This is a genomic window from Streptomyces oryzae, assembly GCF_017676365.1.
Taxonomy (GTDB): domain Bacteria; phylum Actinomycetota; class Actinomycetes; order Streptomycetales; family Streptomycetaceae; genus Streptomyces; species Streptomyces oryzae.
In genome coordinates this window covers 1-16,275 of record NZ_JADKMA010000181.1, presented here as the reverse complement: position 1 = coordinate 16,275, position 16,275 = coordinate 1, and the positions used below count along the sequence as shown (strand labels likewise).

12 protein-coding genes are annotated in these 16,275 nt (G+C 69.3%); 6 read left to right on the top strand and 6 right to left on the bottom strand.

Translation table 11 applies throughout. The annotated features are described in order from the left end of the window. Window positions 1–39: 39 nt before the first annotated feature. The 3 genes from ITI46_RS27255 to ITI46_RS27245 all read right to left on the bottom strand — a co-directional run bounded on the left by ITI46_RS27255 (window position 40) and on the right by ITI46_RS27245 (window position 3,883). A complete protein-coding gene (locus tag ITI46_RS27255; RefSeq protein ID WP_209242561.1) occupies window positions 40–1,404 on the bottom strand; it encodes an extracellular solute-binding protein in 1,365 nt (454 codons plus the stop codon). 122 nt (window positions 1,405–1,526) lie between these two features. After that, complete coding sequence (locus ITI46_RS27250; protein ID WP_209242560.1) at window positions 1,527–2,228, bottom strand: response regulator; 702 nt, start codon at window positions 2,226–2,228, stop codon at window positions 1,527–1,529. After that, window positions 2,225–3,883 carry a sensor histidine kinase gene (locus tag ITI46_RS27245; protein ID WP_209242559.1) on the bottom strand — a complete coding sequence of 553 codons (1,659 nt, stop codon included), beginning with the start codon at window positions 3,881–3,883 and terminating at the stop codon, window positions 2,225–2,227. The genes ITI46_RS27250 and ITI46_RS27245 overlap by 4 nt, the downstream gene beginning before the upstream one ends. A 172-nt stretch (window positions 3,884–4,055) precedes the next feature. On the opposite strand from ITI46_RS27245, the gene ITI46_RS27240 reads away from it, so the two are divergent. Continuing rightward, window positions 4,056–5,477: a cation:dicarboxylate symporter family transporter gene (locus tag ITI46_RS27240; protein WP_209242558.1), complete on the top strand. Its 1,422-nt coding sequence runs from the start codon at window positions 4,056–4,058 to the stop codon at window positions 5,475–5,477. A gap of 148 nt (window positions 5,478–5,625) precedes the next feature. On the opposite strand, the gene treS is transcribed toward ITI46_RS27240, so the two are convergent. Beyond that, on the bottom strand, window positions 5,626–7,335 hold the full coding sequence (gene treS / locus ITI46_RS27235; RefSeq protein WP_209242557.1) for a maltose alpha-D-glucosyltransferase: 1,710 nt from the start codon (window positions 7,333–7,335) through the stop codon (window positions 5,626–5,628). Between the two features lie 274 nt (window positions 7,336–7,609). On the opposite strand from treS, the gene ITI46_RS27230 reads away from it, so the two are divergent. Both ITI46_RS27230 and ITI46_RS27225 read left to right on the top strand, forming a co-directional pair. Continuing rightward, on the top strand, window positions 7,610–8,530 hold the full coding sequence (locus tag ITI46_RS27230) for a helix-turn-helix domain-containing protein (protein ID WP_247746659.1): 921 nt from the start codon (window positions 7,610–7,612) through the stop codon (window positions 8,528–8,530). Next, a complete protein-coding gene (locus tag ITI46_RS27225) occupies window positions 8,436–8,714 on the top strand; it encodes a DUF397 domain-containing protein (RefSeq protein ID WP_209242556.1) in 279 nt (92 codons plus the stop codon). Before ITI46_RS27230 ends, ITI46_RS27225 begins: the two co-directional genes overlap by 95 nt. 75 nt (window positions 8,715–8,789) lie before the next feature. Here ITI46_RS27225 and ITI46_RS27220 read toward each other — a convergent pair whose 3' ends face one another. Together ITI46_RS27220 and ITI46_RS27215 are read right to left on the bottom strand one after the other, a co-directional pair. Beyond that, on the bottom strand, window positions 8,790–10,391 hold the full coding sequence (locus ITI46_RS27220; RefSeq protein WP_209242555.1) for a M4 family metallopeptidase: 1,602 nt from the start codon (window positions 10,389–10,391) through the stop codon (window positions 8,790–8,792). A 379-nt stretch (window positions 10,392–10,770) separates the two neighbouring features. Continuing rightward, a complete protein-coding gene (locus tag ITI46_RS27215; RefSeq protein WP_209242554.1) occupies window positions 10,771–12,045 on the bottom strand; it encodes an MFS transporter in 1,275 nt (424 codons plus the stop codon). A gap of 313 nt (window positions 12,046–12,358) precedes the next feature. Here ITI46_RS27215 and ITI46_RS27210 point away from each other — a divergent pair, with 313 nt between their 5' ends. From ITI46_RS27210 to ITI46_RS27200, 3 genes are all read left to right on the top strand, one after another. Then, window positions 12,359–13,666 (top strand): L,D-transpeptidase, encoded by a 1,308-nt coding sequence (locus ITI46_RS27210; RefSeq protein WP_209242553.1) that lies wholly within the window; start codon window positions 12,359–12,361, stop codon window positions 13,664–13,666. Window positions 13,667–13,912: 246 nt separating this feature from the next. Then, window positions 13,913–15,187: a L,D-transpeptidase gene (locus ITI46_RS27205; RefSeq protein ID WP_209242552.1), complete on the top strand. Its 1,275-nt coding sequence runs from the start codon at window positions 13,913–13,915 to the stop codon at window positions 15,185–15,187. Between the two features lie 114 nt (window positions 15,188–15,301). After that, window positions 15,302–16,093, top strand: a complete 792-nt coding sequence (locus tag ITI46_RS27200; RefSeq protein ID WP_209242551.1) for an enoyl-CoA hydratase/isomerase family protein — start codon at window positions 15,302–15,304, stop codon at window positions 16,091–16,093. The last annotated feature ends 182 nt before the right edge of the window (window positions 16,094–16,275 follow it).

The following is a 16,275-nucleotide window of genomic DNA, read 5'->3' as shown; positions in this document are numbered from 1 at the left end:
GGCGTGGGGTGTGCGGGGCGTGCGAGGTGTCCGCCGCCGTCATTTGGTGACGGTGGCGCCGTCGGCGATGCTGTCCAGCTGCTCGTCGTACGCCTTCGCCGCGGCCTGCGGCGAGGCCTCACCGGTCGCCACGGACTCCGTGGCCTCCGCGATGGCCGCCGAGACCTGGGGGTAGACGGGCAGCGCGGGGCGGTAGTGGGTGTGCTGCACACGCTGGGTGAAGAACTTTGTGCCCGGCATGGACTTCTGATAGCGCGAGTCGCGCGCCACGTCCTGCCGCACCGCGACCTGGGAGCCGCGGATGCACCACTCGACGGCGTTCTGCTTGGTCTGCATGGTGCGGATCATCTTCCAGGCCAGGTCAGGGTTGTCGGAGTGCCGGGGGATCGACCAGGTCCAGCCGCCGGACATGCTCACCTCGCCGGGTGCCTCGCCGTGCTGGGTGGGCATCGGGGCGAGCCCCATCGTCTCCTTCCACTGCGGCCACGGCTTACCGCCCGTCTTGACCCAGAACTGGCTCAGCCAGGAGCCGTCCAGCGCGATGGCCAGCTTCTCCTTCGGCAGCAGGTGGGTGGCGACATCGGTGGTGACGTTCGGATCGACCACCTGGTCCTCATCCGGGCCCAGGCGCTCGCTGTAGACGGTGCCGAGGAACTTCAGGCTCTCGCGGAAGCCCTTGCCGCCCTTGACCCACTTCTTGGCCTTCGGGTCGTAGAGCGGGTCCTTTCCGGTGCCGTAGAGCAGCATTTCGAAGCCCTGCATGGCTGTCGCCTCGCCTGCGCCCTTGCCGGCGAAGACGTTGAGCGGGATGACGCCGGGCACCTTCCGCTTGAGTGTGCGGGCGGCCTTCAGCACGTCGTTCCACGTCCTGGGACGCCAGTCCTGCGGCAGTCCGGCCTTCTTGAAGAGCTTCTTGTTGAACCACAGGCCCCGGGTGTCGGTGCCGTCCGGGACGCCGTAGATCTGCCCGTCGGCCCCGCCTGCCGCGCGTTTGGCGGCGGGCTCGAACTGGTTCCAGTCGTCCCAGTCGGCCAGGTAGTTGTCCAGCGGGCGCAGATAGCCGCTCTTGATGTCGGAGTTGATCAGGAAGGTGTCCTCGTAGACCAGATCCGGTGCCGTCTTCGGCGAGCGCATCATCTGCTGGATCTTGGTGTAGTAGTCCTGCTGCGGTGCCTGGATGGGCACCAGGTCGACCTTCTTGCCGGGATAGCGCTTCTCGAACTTCTTGGCCACGAACTTGAGGTAGTCGTCGCGGAAGGTGACCTTGTTGTCGGTCTCCTTGTGGAAGGCGATACGCACGGTGTTCTTGTCGCCGGAGCTGCCGCCGCCACACGCGGTGAGCGCTGTGGCGGCGAGGGTCGTGGTGAGGGCCAGGGCGACCATCTGCGGGGCGGTGGGACGCATGAGCATGCCTCCTCGGACCAGGCGGGTCCCCCGTACGGTGGCGCCCGTGCCCTGCTGCGGTCAATATCCTTGCGTGGGTGAGCAGTTGAGGCTGGGGAGGGGGTGCCCTTGCTGCACGTCGGTTACGACCGCCACACGTAATGGTGCTCCGGGCGGCCCACTTGGCCGTACCGCTGGTGTCGGTCGGCACGGCCGGCCGACACGAGGTGTTCGAGGTAGCGGCGGGCGGTGATCCGGTTCACGCCCAGCGCCGCCGCGGCCTCGCTCGCCGTCAGCCCGGCGGCGGCAGCATCCCGCAGTTGGGCCGTGATCCGCGCGAGCGTGGGCGCGCTGAGCCCCTTCGGGAGGGTCGAGGCGGTGGGCGCGGCGCGCAGCACCGACAGGGTACGGTCCACCTCGTCCTGGCTGACCGCCTCGGCCTGTGTCTCGGCCGTGGCCCGGAAGTCCGCGTACCGCAGCAGCCGGTCGCTGAGCGTGCGGAACGTGAACGGCTTCAGCACATGCTGGACGACTCCGAGCGAGACACCCTCGCGGATCATCGTCAGATCGCGCGCGGAGGTCACCGCGAACACGTCCTCCGTATGGCCGGCGGCGCGCAGCGAGCGCAGCAGTTCCAGGCCGTTGCCGTCCGGCAGATACAGGTCGAGCAGGATCAGATCGATGCCGCCCGCCTTCCCCGCGGCCGCCTCCTCCAGAGCGCGCAGCGCCTCCGCGCGGGAGTGCGCGACGGCCGCCACCTCGAAGCCGGGCACGCGGTTGACGTAGAGGGCGTGCGCGTCGGCGGCCACGGGGTCGTCTTCGACGACGAGGACGCGAAGCGTCATGGCAGCACCTCCTGGGAGCGTGCCTCGTGGCGCAGCGGCAGCCGCACCTCGAACTCGGCGCCTCCGCCGGGCAGATCGCGGGCTTCGACCTCGCCACCGTGCCGGTTGGCGGTCTGCCGGACAAGGGCCAGGCCGATGCCGTGCCCCTGGCCCGGCTTCGTGGTCCAGTCCCGCTGGAAGAGGCGGGCGCCGGCCGCGGGAGGGAGGCCGGGGCCGTTGTCGGCGACGCGGAGGACGAGCACGCCGGGAGCGGGCGTGGCGGTGTGCTGGACGGTGACGGTGACCTGCCCGGCGGGGGAGACGGCCTCCACCGCGTTGTCGATCAGGTTGCCCAGCACCGTCACCAGGTCCCGGGCGGGCAGCCCGGCCATGTCCTCGACGGCCGAGTCGGGGCTGAGGGCCAGCTCGACGCCGCGCTCCTTGGCCTGCGCCGCCTTTCCCAGCAGCAGCGCCGCGAGCACTGGTTCGCGTACGGCGCTCACCACCCGGTCGGTCAGTGCCTGGGCCAGCTCCAGCTCCTCCGTCGCGAACCGCACGGCTTCGGCCACCCGGCCCAGTTCGATGAGGGAGACGACGGTGTGCAGCCGGTTCGCCGCCTCGTGTGCCTGGGACCGCAGCGCCTCGGCGAAGCCGCGTACCGAGTCCAGTTCGCCTGCCAGGGCGCGCAGTTCGGTGTGGTCGCGCAGGGTCACCACCGTGCCGCGCCGCTCGCCGCCGTCGACGGGTGCCGAGTTGACGACGACGACCCGCTCGCCGGTCAGATGGACCTCGTCCACCCGCTCCTCCCCGGCCAGCAGCGCCTCGGTCAGCTCCGGCGGCAGGCCGAGGCCGGTGACGCTGCGGCCCACCAGCGGCTCCTCGGCGTCCCGCCCGAGCAGCAGGCGCGCACCGTCGTTGACGAGCGCGACCCGGCCCTGCCCGTCGAGCAGCAGCAACCCCTCGCGTACCGCGTGCAGCGTCGCCTGGTGGTAGTCGTACAGCCGGCTGAGCTCGGCCGCGTTCATCCCATGGGTGTGGCGGCGGAGCCTGGCGTTGATCACGTATGTACCCACGGCACCCAGGGCCAGCGCTCCGCCCGCGACGACCAGTACCGCGGTGAGCTGGGCGCTGACCTGCCTGCCGATGGTGTCGACGGCGATCCCGGCGCTGACCAGGCCGATGATCCGGCCCCGCCCGTCCGGTCCGCCGCCGCCCGGCTCCCGTACGGGCGTCACCACGCGTACCGAGGGCCCCAGGGTGCCGGTGTAGGTCTCGTCGAAGGTGCGGCCCTTGAGCGCCGGGCCGATGTGGCCGACGAACCGCTTGCCGATCAGCCCGGGGTCGGGGTGGGTCCACCGCCTGCCGTCCGTGTTCATGATCGTCACAAAGGTGACGCCGGTGTCGCGGCGCACCTGCTCCGCGTACGGCTGGAGCCGCTTGCTGGGGTCGGCCGAGCGGATGGCCGCGCGGACGGAGGGAGAATCGGCCACCGCCTGCGTGGTGACCCGGGCACGGTGCGTTGCCGCGTCCCTCGCCTGTGACGTTGCGGAAACGTACGCGAACACCGCGCATCCGGCGACCACCACGGCGACCAGCACAACCTGCATGGCGAACAGCTGGCCTGCCAGGCTGCGCGGGCGGGACCGCACAGGTGAGCGGGGGCGGGGAACGCGCATTCTCTCAGTCTGCCGTGGCTTGTTTCGTGCACGTAATGCACGTAAGGGTGACCCACGTCGCACCGTGTTGCATAGTCGCCGGGACTCAGCACGATCCGGATTCGCAATCGAGCGTCCACCAGGGCGTTCCCGCGGAGACATCGTGAAGTGACCCAGACGAGGAGCCGACGACGTGTCGAAGAAGACACCGCAGCAGGCCGCGGGCGCAGCGCCGGACGTCCGGCCGGCCGGACAGCCGAGGCGGGACCGGACCCACTACCTCTACATCGCAGTGATCGGCGCGGTGGTGCTGGGCGTGATCCTGGGGCTGACGGCGCCGGGCGTGGCCACCGAGCTCAAGCCGCTCGGCGAGGGATTCGTCAGCCTGATCAAGATGATGATCTCCCCGATCATCTTCTGCACGATCGTGCTGGGCATCGGCTCGGTGCGCAAAGCCGCCAAGGTCGGCGCCGTCGGCGGAATGGCGCTCGGCTACTTCCTGGCGATGTCGCTGGTCGCCCTCGCGATCGGGCTGGTCGTCGGCAATGTGCTGGACCCGGGACACGGGCTGCATCTGACGGACGCCGCGCGGGACGCGGGCGCCTCGCAGGCCGGGGAGAGCCAGAGCACGACGGAGTTCCTGCTGGGAATCATCCCCACCACCATGGTCTCGGCCTTCACCCAGGAGCAGGTGCTCCAGACCCTGCTGATCGCCCTGCTGGTCGGCTTCGCGCTGCAGGCCATGGGCTCGGCGGGGGAGCCGGTGCTGCGCGGTATCGGGCACATACAGAAGCTGGTCTTCCGGGTGCTCGCGATGGTGATGTGGGCGGCCCCGGTCGGTGCGTTCGGCGCGATGGCGGCCGTGGTCGGCGAGACGGGTGTGGACGCGCTGAAGTCGCTCGCCGTCATCATGATCGGCTTCTACACCACCTGTTTCCTGTTCGTCTTCGTCGTCCTGGGGCTGGTGCTGCGCCTGTTCACCGGCGTCAACATCTTCGCGCTGCTGAAGTACCTGGGCCGGGAGTTCCTGCTGATCCTCTCCACCTCCTCGTCCGAGTCGGCGCTGCCGCGGCTGATCGCGAAGATGGAGCACCTGGGCGTCAGCAGGCCCGTCGTCGGCATCACCGTTCCAACCGGTTACTCGTTCAACCTCGACGGCACCATGATCTACCTGACCATGGCCTCGATCTTCGTCGCCGAGGCCATGGGCAACCCGCTCAGCATCGGCCAGCAGATCTCCCTGCTGATCTTCATGTTCGTCGCCTCCAAGGGCGCCGCCGGAGTCACCGGCGCCGGACTGGCCACTCTCGCGGGCGGACTCCAGTCCCACCGCCCCGAACTGGTGGACGGCGTCGGCCTGATCGTCGGCATCGACCGCTTCATGAGCGAGGCCCGCGCCCTGACCAACTTCGCCGGCAACGCGGTGGCCACGGTGCTGATCGGCACCTGGACCAAGGAGATCGACAAGGAGCGGGTCCGGGAGGTGCTGAAGGGGCACCTCCCGTTCGACGAGCAGACCCTGTCCGCTGACCATGGGCCCCTCGCCAAGGGCAAGGGCGAGCCCCTTGAGCGGGTCCCCTCGCAAGACCAGCCCGAGGTCGCCGGCAAGTCCTGACGTCTCAATGGGCTGCGCTTGCCCACCCTGCGCCCCTGGCGCAGACTGCCCAAGCTTCGCGGGGCAGCCGTTCAGGGGCGCGGGGAACTGCGCGACCAGCCGACACAGCAGCCGCAGCCTGCAAGCAACAGCCAGTGGCACCCCCTCATCAGCATCTGCGCAACCGGAACCAGTAGAACCCGTGCCCCGCGAGGGTCAGCAGATAGGGCAGGTCACCGATGGAGGGAAACCGCACTCCGCCGATCAGCTCCACCGGAACCCTCCCCTTCCACGCCCGCAGATCCAGCTCCGTCGGCTGCGGGAACCGCGAGAAGTTGTGCACGCACATCACCAGGTCGTCACCGCCGTCGGGCAGCCGCAGCTCCCGGAGAAAGGCCAGCACCGCCGGGTTGGAGGAGGACAGCTCCTCGTAGGAGCCGAGCCCGAACGCGGGGTTCTGCTTGCGGACCTCGATCACCCGCCGGGTCCAGTGCAGCAGTGAGCTCGGCGAGCTCATGGCGGCCTCGACGTTGGTGACCTGGTAGCCGTGTACCGGATCCATGATGGTCGGCAGAAACAGCCTCCCCGGGTCGCAGGAGGAGAAGCCCGCGTTGCGGTCGGGCGTCCACTGCATGGGGGTGCGCACGGCGTCGCGGTCGCCGAGCCAGATGTTGTCGCCCATGCCGATCTCGTCGCCGTAATAGAGGATTGGCGACCCGGGCAGCGACAGCAGCAGCGCCGTGAACAGCTCGATCTGCTTGCGGTCGTTGTCCAGCAGCGGGGCGAGCCGGCGCCGGATGCCGATGTTGGCCCGCATCCGCGGATCCTTGGCGTACTCCGCGTACATGTAGTCGCGTTCCTCGTCGGTGACCATCTCCAGGGTCAGCTCGTCGTGGTTGCGCAGGAAGATCCCCCACTGGCAGCCGGAGGGGATGGGCGGCGTCTTGGCGAGGATTTCCGAGACGGGGTAGCGGGACTCCCGGCGTACGGCCATGAAGATGCGCGGCATCACGGGGAAGTGGAACGCCATGTGGCACTCGTCGCCTCCCTTGGCGTAGTCGCCGAAGTAGTCGACGACGTCCTCGGGCCACTGGTTGGCCTCGGCGAGCAGCACGGTGTCCGGGTAGTTCTCGTCCACCATGCTGCGTACGCGCTTGAGGAAGGCGTGGGACTGCGGCAGGTTCTCGCAGTTGGTGCCCTCCTGGGCGTAGAGATAGGGGACGGCGTCCAGCCGGAAGCCGTCGATGCCCAGGTCCAGCCAGAACCGCAGCGCGGAGATCATCTCGTCCTGGACGAGCGGGTTCTCGTAGTTGAGGTCCGGCTGGTGCGAGAAGAAGCGGTGCCAGTAGTACTGCTTGCGCAGCGGGTCGAAGGTCCAGTTGGACACCTCGGTGTCGATGAAGATGACGCGTGCGTCCTGGTACTGCTTGTCGTTGTCGGCCCAGACGTAGTAGTCGCCGTACGGCCCCTCAGGGTCGCGCCGGGACTCCTGGAACCACGGGTGCTGGTCGCTGGTGTGGTTCATGACGAAGTCGATGATGACGCGCATGCCCCGCTGGTGGGCGGCGTCCACGAACTCCACGAAGTCGGCGATGTCCCCGAACTCGGGCAGCACGGAGGTGTAGTCCGAGACGTCGTAACCGCCGTCCTTCAGCGGCGACTTGAAGAAGGGGGGCAGCCACAGGCAGTCGACGCCCAGCCACTGGAGATAGTCAAGTTTCGCCGTGAGCCCTTTCAGGTCGCCGATGCCGTCCCCGTCGCTGTCGTGGAAGGAGCGGACGAGCACTTCGTAGAAGACGGCGCGCTTGAACCAGTCAGGGTCGCGGTCCTTGACGGGTGTGTCCTCGAAGGTGTCGGGGACGGGCTCATTGACGCTCATAAATGGGTGACCCTCCGGTCGGTGAGGACGGTCGCAGGGTGCGAGGGGGAAGGACTCGCACCGCTCAACTGAGCGGCGCTCGGTCCGGATGCGAGTTGCGTGCTGTCCAACGACACCGTCGCCTCGTGGGTGCGCGACATTACTGATGCCTCCAGTAATGCCAACTGCCCTCTGGGGGACCGGCATCGTGCTGAGAAGCATCAGCACGTACGGGTACCGTCACCAGGGGTAATCGACTTACCCGGCGGGGCGGTAAGAGAGGGAAGTGGTTCGGATGGCCAAGGCCAAGGACATTGACCCCACGGAATCCATCGCCGCGGTCTACGGATCGCGGCTGCGGCGCCTGCGACTCGCGGCGGGGCTGACCCAGCAGGCACTGGGCGAGCTGGTGTACGTCGTCAGCTCGCGCATCGCCCAACTCGAACTCGGCACGGGCGCCAAGCCGACCCTGCCGCTCACACGCAGGCTGGACGACGTACTCAACGGAGACGGAATCCTCATCGAGCTGCTGCCGCACGTACTGCGGGAGACGTTCCCGAACTGGTCGCGGCGGTTCATGGAGTTGGCGGAGCGGGCGCACGCGATCCGCCAGTACGCCGCGCACGTGGTGCCCGGCTTGCTCCAGACCGAGAATTACGCCCGCGAGTTGCTGCGCTTCGATCCGAAGCAGGTGGACGACATGCAGGTGGAAGAGCGCGTGGATGCCCGCATGAGTCGGCAGGAGCGGCTGAACAGGCCGGACGGACCGGAGTACCGCGCGATCCTCGACGAGTCGGTGCTGTGGCGCCCCATCGGTGAAGACGACGTGATGCGGGCGCAGTTGGAACACCTGCTGAAGATGGCAGAGCATCCGCGGGCAACTATCCAGGTGCTGCCGTTCCGCAGTGGAGGACATTCGGCGCTGGGCGGCTCACTCACGTTGCTGACCCTGCCGAACGGCAAAGAAGTGGCCTACACCGAGGGTGCCGACCACGGATGGCTGGTGGAAGAATCGGACGATGTCAGCTCCTTCGCGGTGTCATACGATCGGCTCAGGGAACTCGCTCTGTCCCCGCGCCAGTCGGCGCGCATGATCCGATCGGTCCTGGAGGACAACTACCGTGATCCGCGCATCGCATCCCAGTCTCGACGCCGTCGTCTGGCGCAAGTCCAGCTACAGCAATCAGTCGGGCGGCAACTGCGTCGAGGTCGCTGACGCGGCCTGGCGCAAGTCCAGCTACAGCAACCAGGCAGGCGGCGATTGCGTCGAGGTCGCCGACGGCGTACCCGGCGTCGTCCCCGTCCGTGACAGCAAGGACCCGCACGGTCCGGTGCTCACCTTCCCCGCGACCGGCTGGGCCGGTTTCGTGGGTGCTGTGAAGGGCGGCCGGTTTCACTAGAGCCGGCGGGCCCAGTGCAGGAAGGAGCCCCATCGCCTGACAGGCGATGGGGCTCCTTCGTCCGTGCGTACCTGCTCAGCTACCGGTGACGTTCACTCCGGTCCAGGCGGCCTTGACCGCCTTGACCTCCGCGCTGTCCGCGCCGTACAGGTCGGTGGCGGACTTGATGGTCGCCTCGCGGGCGCCCTTGTAGTCCGTCGTCGACGTCATCTGCTCGGTCAGCGCCTTGAACCAGATCTGCTCGGCCTTCTTGATGCCGATGCCCTTCAGCTTCGAGCCGTCCTTGGTGGGCGAGTCGTACTTCACGCCGTTCACCTCCTGCTTGCCGCTGCCCACGGACAGCAGGAAGAAGAAGTGGTTGGCGATGCCGGAGGAGTAGTGGACGTCCACGTCCCCGGCGTTGGTGTCCCAGTAGTCCAGCGAGTTGCCGTCCTTGCTGGGCTTGTCCATGTAGCGCAGCGGGCTGCCGTCGCCGTTGATGTCGATCTTCTCGCCGACGAGGTAGTCCGGCACGTCCTCCGGGCTGTTGGCGTGGAACTCCACCGCGGCGGCGAAGATGTCGGAGGTGGCCTCGTTCAGGCCGCCCGACTCACCCGCGTACTCCAGGTTGGCCGTGGTCGAGGTGACGCCGTGCGACATCTCGTGCGCCGCGACGTCCAGCGAGGTCAGCGGCTTCTTGTCGCCCTCACCGTCGCCGTAGGTCATGCAGAAGCAGGAGTCGTCCCAGAAGGCGTTGACGTAGCTCTTGCCGTAGTGGACGCGGCTGACCGCTCCCTTGCCGTCACCCGCGATGCCTTCCCGGCCGTGCACCTCCTTGTAGTAGTCCCAGGTCTGGCCGGCACCGTAGTGCGCGTCGACACCGGCGGTGGCCCGGTCCTTGACGCTGCCGTCGCCCCAGGTGTCGTCGTCGTCGGTGAACAGCTTGCCGTCGCCGCCCTGGGCGCCGTTGAGGTCGGTGGTCTTGTTGCCGCCGCGCTTCTTGTCGGTCATCTCGAACTTGCCGTCCGAGCCCGAGGTGCCGATCTCGACCTTGCCGCTGTACTGGCTGTTGCCGGTGCCCTCCTTGATCCCCTGGAACTCGAAGAGCTTCTTGCCGGTCTTCGCGTCCGTGATCACGTGGAGCTCGTTGGGCGCACCGGACTTCTGGAGCCCGCCGACGACGGTCTCCCAGGCGAGCACGGGCTTGCCGTGGCCGGCCCAGACGACCTTGCGGGGCGCCTCGCTGCCCTTGGCCTTGGCCGTGGTGGGCTTGTGCGCGTCGGAGGCCGAGGTCTGGACTGCGATCTTCGCGTTGGTCGCCTTGGTGGCGCCGGTGCGCTTGCCGCTGGCGTTTTTGTGCACGACGAGGTCGCCGCCGAGGACGGGCAGCCCGTCGTAGGTGCGCTCGTAACGGACGTGCGTGGCCCCGTTCTTGTTCTTGATGACGTCCTTGACGTGGAGCTTCTCCTTGGCTCCGAGGCCCAGGGCGCGGGCGTCGGCGGACTTGGCCGCCTCGGTGTCCGCCGCCTTGACCAGCTCGGTGTGCTGGGAAGCGGTCAGCTGCGCGGGCAGCGCTCCGTTCGCGGAGGTCTCGCCGCCGGGCGCCGCGCCTGCGGTTCCCGCGGTGACACCTGCCGCTACCAGGGCCGCGGTGGCGGCGAGGGCGGATATCCGCTGCTTGGAGGTGAGGGGTCTCACGTCGGTGGCTCCTTCTGCCATGGGGACCGGGCGGCATGGCTGATCAACCGTCCGGGCAGAACTGAACTGCGGTACGCCACACGGAAGTACGGCTGACGGTCGATCTGCTGTACGTCCCCGCATCGCGTGCAGGCGAGCCTGCCACCCTCGGCATGGGCATGTCACTGGGGCGTCACCCTCTGACCAGAGGTTGGCCAGATTCTGTTCGTTGATACGAAACCCGCATCCGCATAACGGACAAGTGGGAGAGGGTGCCTCCGCGAACAAGGCGCTCCGAAGCGGCGCGGGGAACTGCGCGAGCAACCACATCCCCCCGCAGCCAGCAAACCTCGGAAAGGGGCACCCCCTCACCGGAACAAGCTGCTCCGCGGGACAGGCGCTAAGCGCTGACATCCCGTGCAGGGACCCCGGCGGAGGCGGGGCCCGCCGCCGAACGGGCGGTCACCGCACGCAGATTGCGGACGGCCGGGACGGCAAGCAGGGCCGCGCTGACGCCGACCATGATGACGCCCCCGGCCAGCAGTACCGTACGGCCGCCGAGCAGCTGCGCGGCGGGGCCAGCCAGTGCCTGGCCCGCCGGCATCATGGCGAGGGAGCCCGCAACTTCGTAGGCGTGGATACGGTTCAGGATCTCGCCCGGCACCTGGGTCTGCACACTGGTCGCCCACATCACGCTCCAGACCCCGCCACCCACACCCCACATGGCGGCCGCCGCCATCATGGCTGCGGGCGGCAGGCCCAGCCCGACGGCGGCGGGGTAACAGCAGCAGCCGGCCAGCGCGATCGAACCGGCACGCAGTTGCCGTACCGGTCTGAACCGGAGCGCCAGCAGCCCGCCCAGCGCGGTGCCGCCGCCCAGCGCCGAGTTGACCAGGCCGTAGACGCCTGGGCCCTCGGCCGGGATGATCTCGGAGGCGGTCAGCGGCACCAGGGGCCCCGAAACGGTGACCATGTAGACCATCCAGATGAGGATGACGCTCCACATCCAGGTGCGGGCCCGGAACTCACGCCACCCCTCGACCAGATCGGCCCGGTAGCCCGGACGTTCCGCCGGCCGGCGCCCCGCCGCCGGCGGCAGCCGCAGCAGCGCCAGACAGAGCGCGCTGAGCCCGTACGTGGCGGCGTGCGCGGCGAACACACCGCCGGGCGAGAACGCTCCCACCAGCGCACCCGCCAGCGCGGGACCCAGCAGCATCGCCAGCGACTCGGCGGTACGGATCAGCCCGTTGGCGCCCTGCACATCGGCGGCCACCCGCGGAATGGTGCTGGCCACGCCCGGCTGGAACAGCCCCGCACAGACACCGTTCACCGCGCCGATCGCGCACACCTGCCACAGCACCACATGGCCGCTCAGGAACAGCGCGGACATCCCCGCCTGGGTGCCCACCCGGACCAGATCGGAACCGATCATCAGCGCCCGGGTGTTGAACCGGTCGCAGAAGACACCGCCGAAGATGACGAAGCCCGCCAGAAACACCGTCAGCGAGGCGAGCGCTGCGCCGATGGCGCCAGGACCGTGCCCGTGCTGGATCAGCCCGGCCGATAGCGCGATGGGCAGCATGGCGTCGCCCAGCTTGGCGACGGCCCTGCCGGTGAAGAAGAGGGCGAAGTTACGGGAACGGAGGGAGGCCGCCGGGGCATCGGGAGGGGTCACGTCCAGTCAGTGTGGGCCCGGGGGTGCCCGGGGGCGAACTGTTTTCCGCCGCACCGGCGTCGGCCCGCTCGCCGGTCTCGTCGCTGACGGGAGGTCGGCCTCGTCGCTGACACGTCGTGGGCCTCGCGCTGACGCCTCGTCGGTCTCGGCCCTGACGCGCCGTCGGTCTCCTCGCTGACGCGCCGGCGGAGAAACCTCGCTCACAAGCGTGATCGCGGTGTCCCCGCCGCATGCGCTTCGTTGGTCTGTTCGTCCAGGTGAGACGGCAGCGGAAACGCACCGGACAGCAGGTACGCACAGGAGCGGGGACGGTATGGGTCGGGGCGCACGGGGCACGACGGCACGAGACGGCGCGGGACCGCACCAGCGCGCCTCCAGGGCGCGGCGGACGCGGCGGGCGCTGCGCGCCCTGGTGGCCGCGGTGGGGCTCGCGTTGCTGTGTGCCGCGCCCGCCGGCTGCGGCGTCATGGACGACAACAAGCCACCCGGCGACGCCATCCGTGTGACCCCGCGCGACGGCTCCCGCAGCGTCCCCACGAGCGCCCGGGTGGAGGTCTCCGTACCGGAGGGCGAGCTGCGCAGCGTCCGTATGCAGCGCAAGGGGAAGGACGCCGGGCGGGCCGTCGCGGGCCGCTTCTCCGCCGACCGGCGCAGCTGGCACCCGCTGCCCGCTGACCGTGCGAACGCCTCCGGGCGGGGCGGTACCGGCCGGGGCGCCGGCTCCGTGCTGGAGCTGGCGAGCACATACGTGCTGGACGTGGTGGCCATCGACGGCGAGGGGGACCGGGTGATCCGGCACGCCACCTTCTCCACCCGCGTCCCGCCGCACCGCTTCGTGGGCTACTTCCGGCCCGAGGACCGGCAGACGGTGGGCACCGCGACGATCGTCTCCCTCGAGTTCAGCCACCCCATCGCCGACCGGGCAGCGGTGGAACGCGCCATCAGCGTCTCCTCCCGCCCCAGTGTCCCCGTCGCCGCGCACTGGTTCGGGCGCAACAGGCTGGACTTCCGGCCCCGCGCGTTCTGGCGGCCCGGCACCGAGGTCACCCTCGATCTGCGGCTGCGCGACGTACGCGGGGCGCCCGGCGTCTACGGCACCCAGCAGAAGAAGGTGCGGTACACCATCGGCCGCGACCAGCGCAGCGTCGTCGACGTGGACCGCCGCACCCTGACCGTCCAGCGCGGCGGGCGCACCGTCGACCGGCTCGACATCACGGCCGGGACGAAGAAGAACCCCACCTACAACGGCCTCATGGTGATCAGCGAGAAGTTCGAGGAGACCCGGATGAACGGGGACACCGTCGGCTTCGGCGGTGAGTACGACATCAAGGACGTCCCGCACGCGCTGCGGCTCACCCGCAGCGGGACCTTCCTGCACGGCAACTACTGGGCGCCGCACCACACGTTCGGCGAGCGGAACACCAGCCACGGCTGCATCGGCCTGGAGGACGAGCGCGGCGGTGACGAGCGGTCACCCGCAGGGCGGTTCTTCCGCCGGTCGCTGGTCGGCGACCTGGTGACCGTCCGCGGGTCGCACGACCGGACCGTGGCGGCGGACAACGGGCTCGGCGGCTGGAACATGTCCTGGGAGAAGTGGGTGGCGGGCTCGGCCCTCAAGTGAGCCGCAGCGGCGCCGGCGGAGCTACCCGACGGCCACGCCCGATGCCCCGGCCTCCTTCCGTCCTCCCCAAAAACGCGACCGAACGGTGACCCCAGCGCGCCGTTCGGTCGCGTTTCGGTGTGGTTATCTAACAAGGCGCACGCGCGCCCCGGTTCAGGTGCTGTTCCGCCGGGCGGCGCGGCGCCGTTGTTTTCGGGGGCGTACACGGGTGCGCGAAGCCGTGTGAGGACGAAGGATGGGGCCGTCTTGGATCTGAAGACCGTGGCCAGGGACAAGCTCAAGTGGGAGGCGATCCGGGGGGACAGCCGCGCACAGGTCATCGGCGGCTCGGCCGTCGGCCTCGTCGTGCTGCTGGTCGTACTGCTGATCACACTGACCACCTGCGGCGGTGGCGGCGGCTCCGGAGCCCGCGCGAACGGCAAGGACGACGCCGACAAACCGGCCAAGGGCCCCTCGGAGGCCGTGGTGACCGTAGCGCCCAAGGACGGCGCCGACGGCGTACGGACCTCCGGTGAGCTCAAGGTCGCAGCGGCCAAGGGCAAGCTCACCAAGGTGACCGTCCAGGACAGCAAGGGCAAGAAGGTCAAGGGCGCTCTCGCCGAGGGCGGCGCGGTGTGGCGGCCCTCCACCCATCTGTCGGCCGGGACGAAGTACACGGTGGACGCCATCGCCAAGGACTCCGAGGGCCGCGCCTCGGCCAAGCACGCCACCTTCACCACGTTCGTACCGCAGAACACCTTCGTCGGCTACTTCACGCCGGAGAACGGCGACAAGGTCGGCGCAGGCATGCCGTTCTCCATCAACTTCAACCGTCCGGTCGCCAACCGCGAGGCCGTCGAGAAGGCGATATCCGTCAAGGCCGACCCCCAGGTCGAGGTGGCGGGCCACTGGTTCGGCAACCAGCGCCTCGACTTCCGGCCCGAGGAGTACTGGAAGGCCGGTACGAAGGTCACCGTCGATCTCAACCTCAGCGGTGTCGAGGGCTCCGACGGCGTCTACGGAACGCAGCGCAAGACGGTGAAGTTCACCGTCGGCAGGCAGCAGGTCAGCGTCGTGGACGCGAAGAAGAAGACGATGACCGTCACCCGGGACGGCAAGAAGATCAAGACCATCCCGATCACCTCAGGGCGTCCGGCCAACCCCACGTACAACGGCAAGATGGTCATCAGCGAGAAGCACGAGGTCACCCGGATGAACGGGGACACCGTCGGCTTCGGCGGCGAGTACGACATCAAGGACGTGCCGCACGCGATGCGGCTGAGCACCTCCGGCACCTTCATCCACGGCAACTACTGGATGGCACAGTCCCAGTTCGGCCAGGTCAACGGCAGCCACGGCTGTGTCGGCCTGTTCGACATGCGCGGCGGCGGCGCCAACGGCACGCCCGGCGCCTGGTTCTTCCAGAACTCGATGGTCGGTGACGTGGTCGAGGTCAAGAACTCCCAGGACGAGACGATCAAGCCGGACAACGGCCTCAACGGCTGGAACATGTCCTGGGAGAAGTGGACGGCGCGGCAGTAGGCGAGACGGCTGCCGCCGCGGGGCCCCGGTGCTGTGAGGATCAGCACCGGGGGCGCCGTGTTGTGAGGAACGGCACCGGGGCTGCTTCGCGTAACGGCCGTTAACCTTCGCTGTATGACGGACAACGAACCCAGCGGCGCCACCGCGCGCCTCGAGGTCGCCGACGGCGTCGGCACCATCCGGCTCGACCGGCCGAAGATGAACGCCCTCGACATCGCCACCCAGGACCTGCTGCGCGACCTCGCCGAGGAGGCGGGGCGCCGCGCGGACGTACGTGCCGTGGTGCTCTACGGCGGTGAGAAGGTCTTCGCGGCCGGTGCGGACATCAAAGAGATGCGGGAGATGGACCACGCCGCGATGGTCGCGCGCTCCCGCGGGCTTCAGGAGGCGTTCACCGCTGTCGCGCGCATCCCCAAGCCCGTCGCCGCGGCCGTCACCGGCTATGCGCTCGGCGGCGGCTGCGAGTTGGCGCTGTGCGCGGATGTCAGGTTCGCGGGCGCGGGCGCGAAGCTGGGCCAGCCGGAGATCCTGCTCGGGCTGATCCCGGGCGCCGGCGGCACCCAGCGGCTGTCCCGGCTGGTGGGCCCGGCCAAGGCGAAGGACCTGATCTTCACCGGGCGGACGGTCACCGCGGAGGAGGCCGCCCGGATCGGGCTGGTCGACCATGTGGTGCCGGACACGGAGGTCTACGAGCAGGCCCACGCCTGGGCCGCGCGGCTCGCGCGGGGCCCGGCGATCGCGCTGCGCGCGGCCAAGGAGTCGGTCGACTTCGGTCTGGAGTCCGACATCGAGACCGGGCTGGCGATCGAACGGAACTGGTTCGCGGGGCTGTTCGCGACCGAGGACCGGGAGATCGGTATGCGCAGCTTCGTGGAGGAGGGGCCCGGCAAGGCGGAGTTCCGCTGACGCGGAGTTCCGCCGGCGCGGAGTTCGGATGAGGGGGGCTCCGCGATCTTGTGCCGGGGAGGGGGTGCCCCTGTTCGTCGTATGCGGGCTGCCCGTTGGTGTGTGACTGGGCGCGCAGTTCCCCGCGCCCCTTTGGGGCGCGTCTCCTCTCCTCTCCGCGGGGAGGGTGGTGAGGGGTGGCG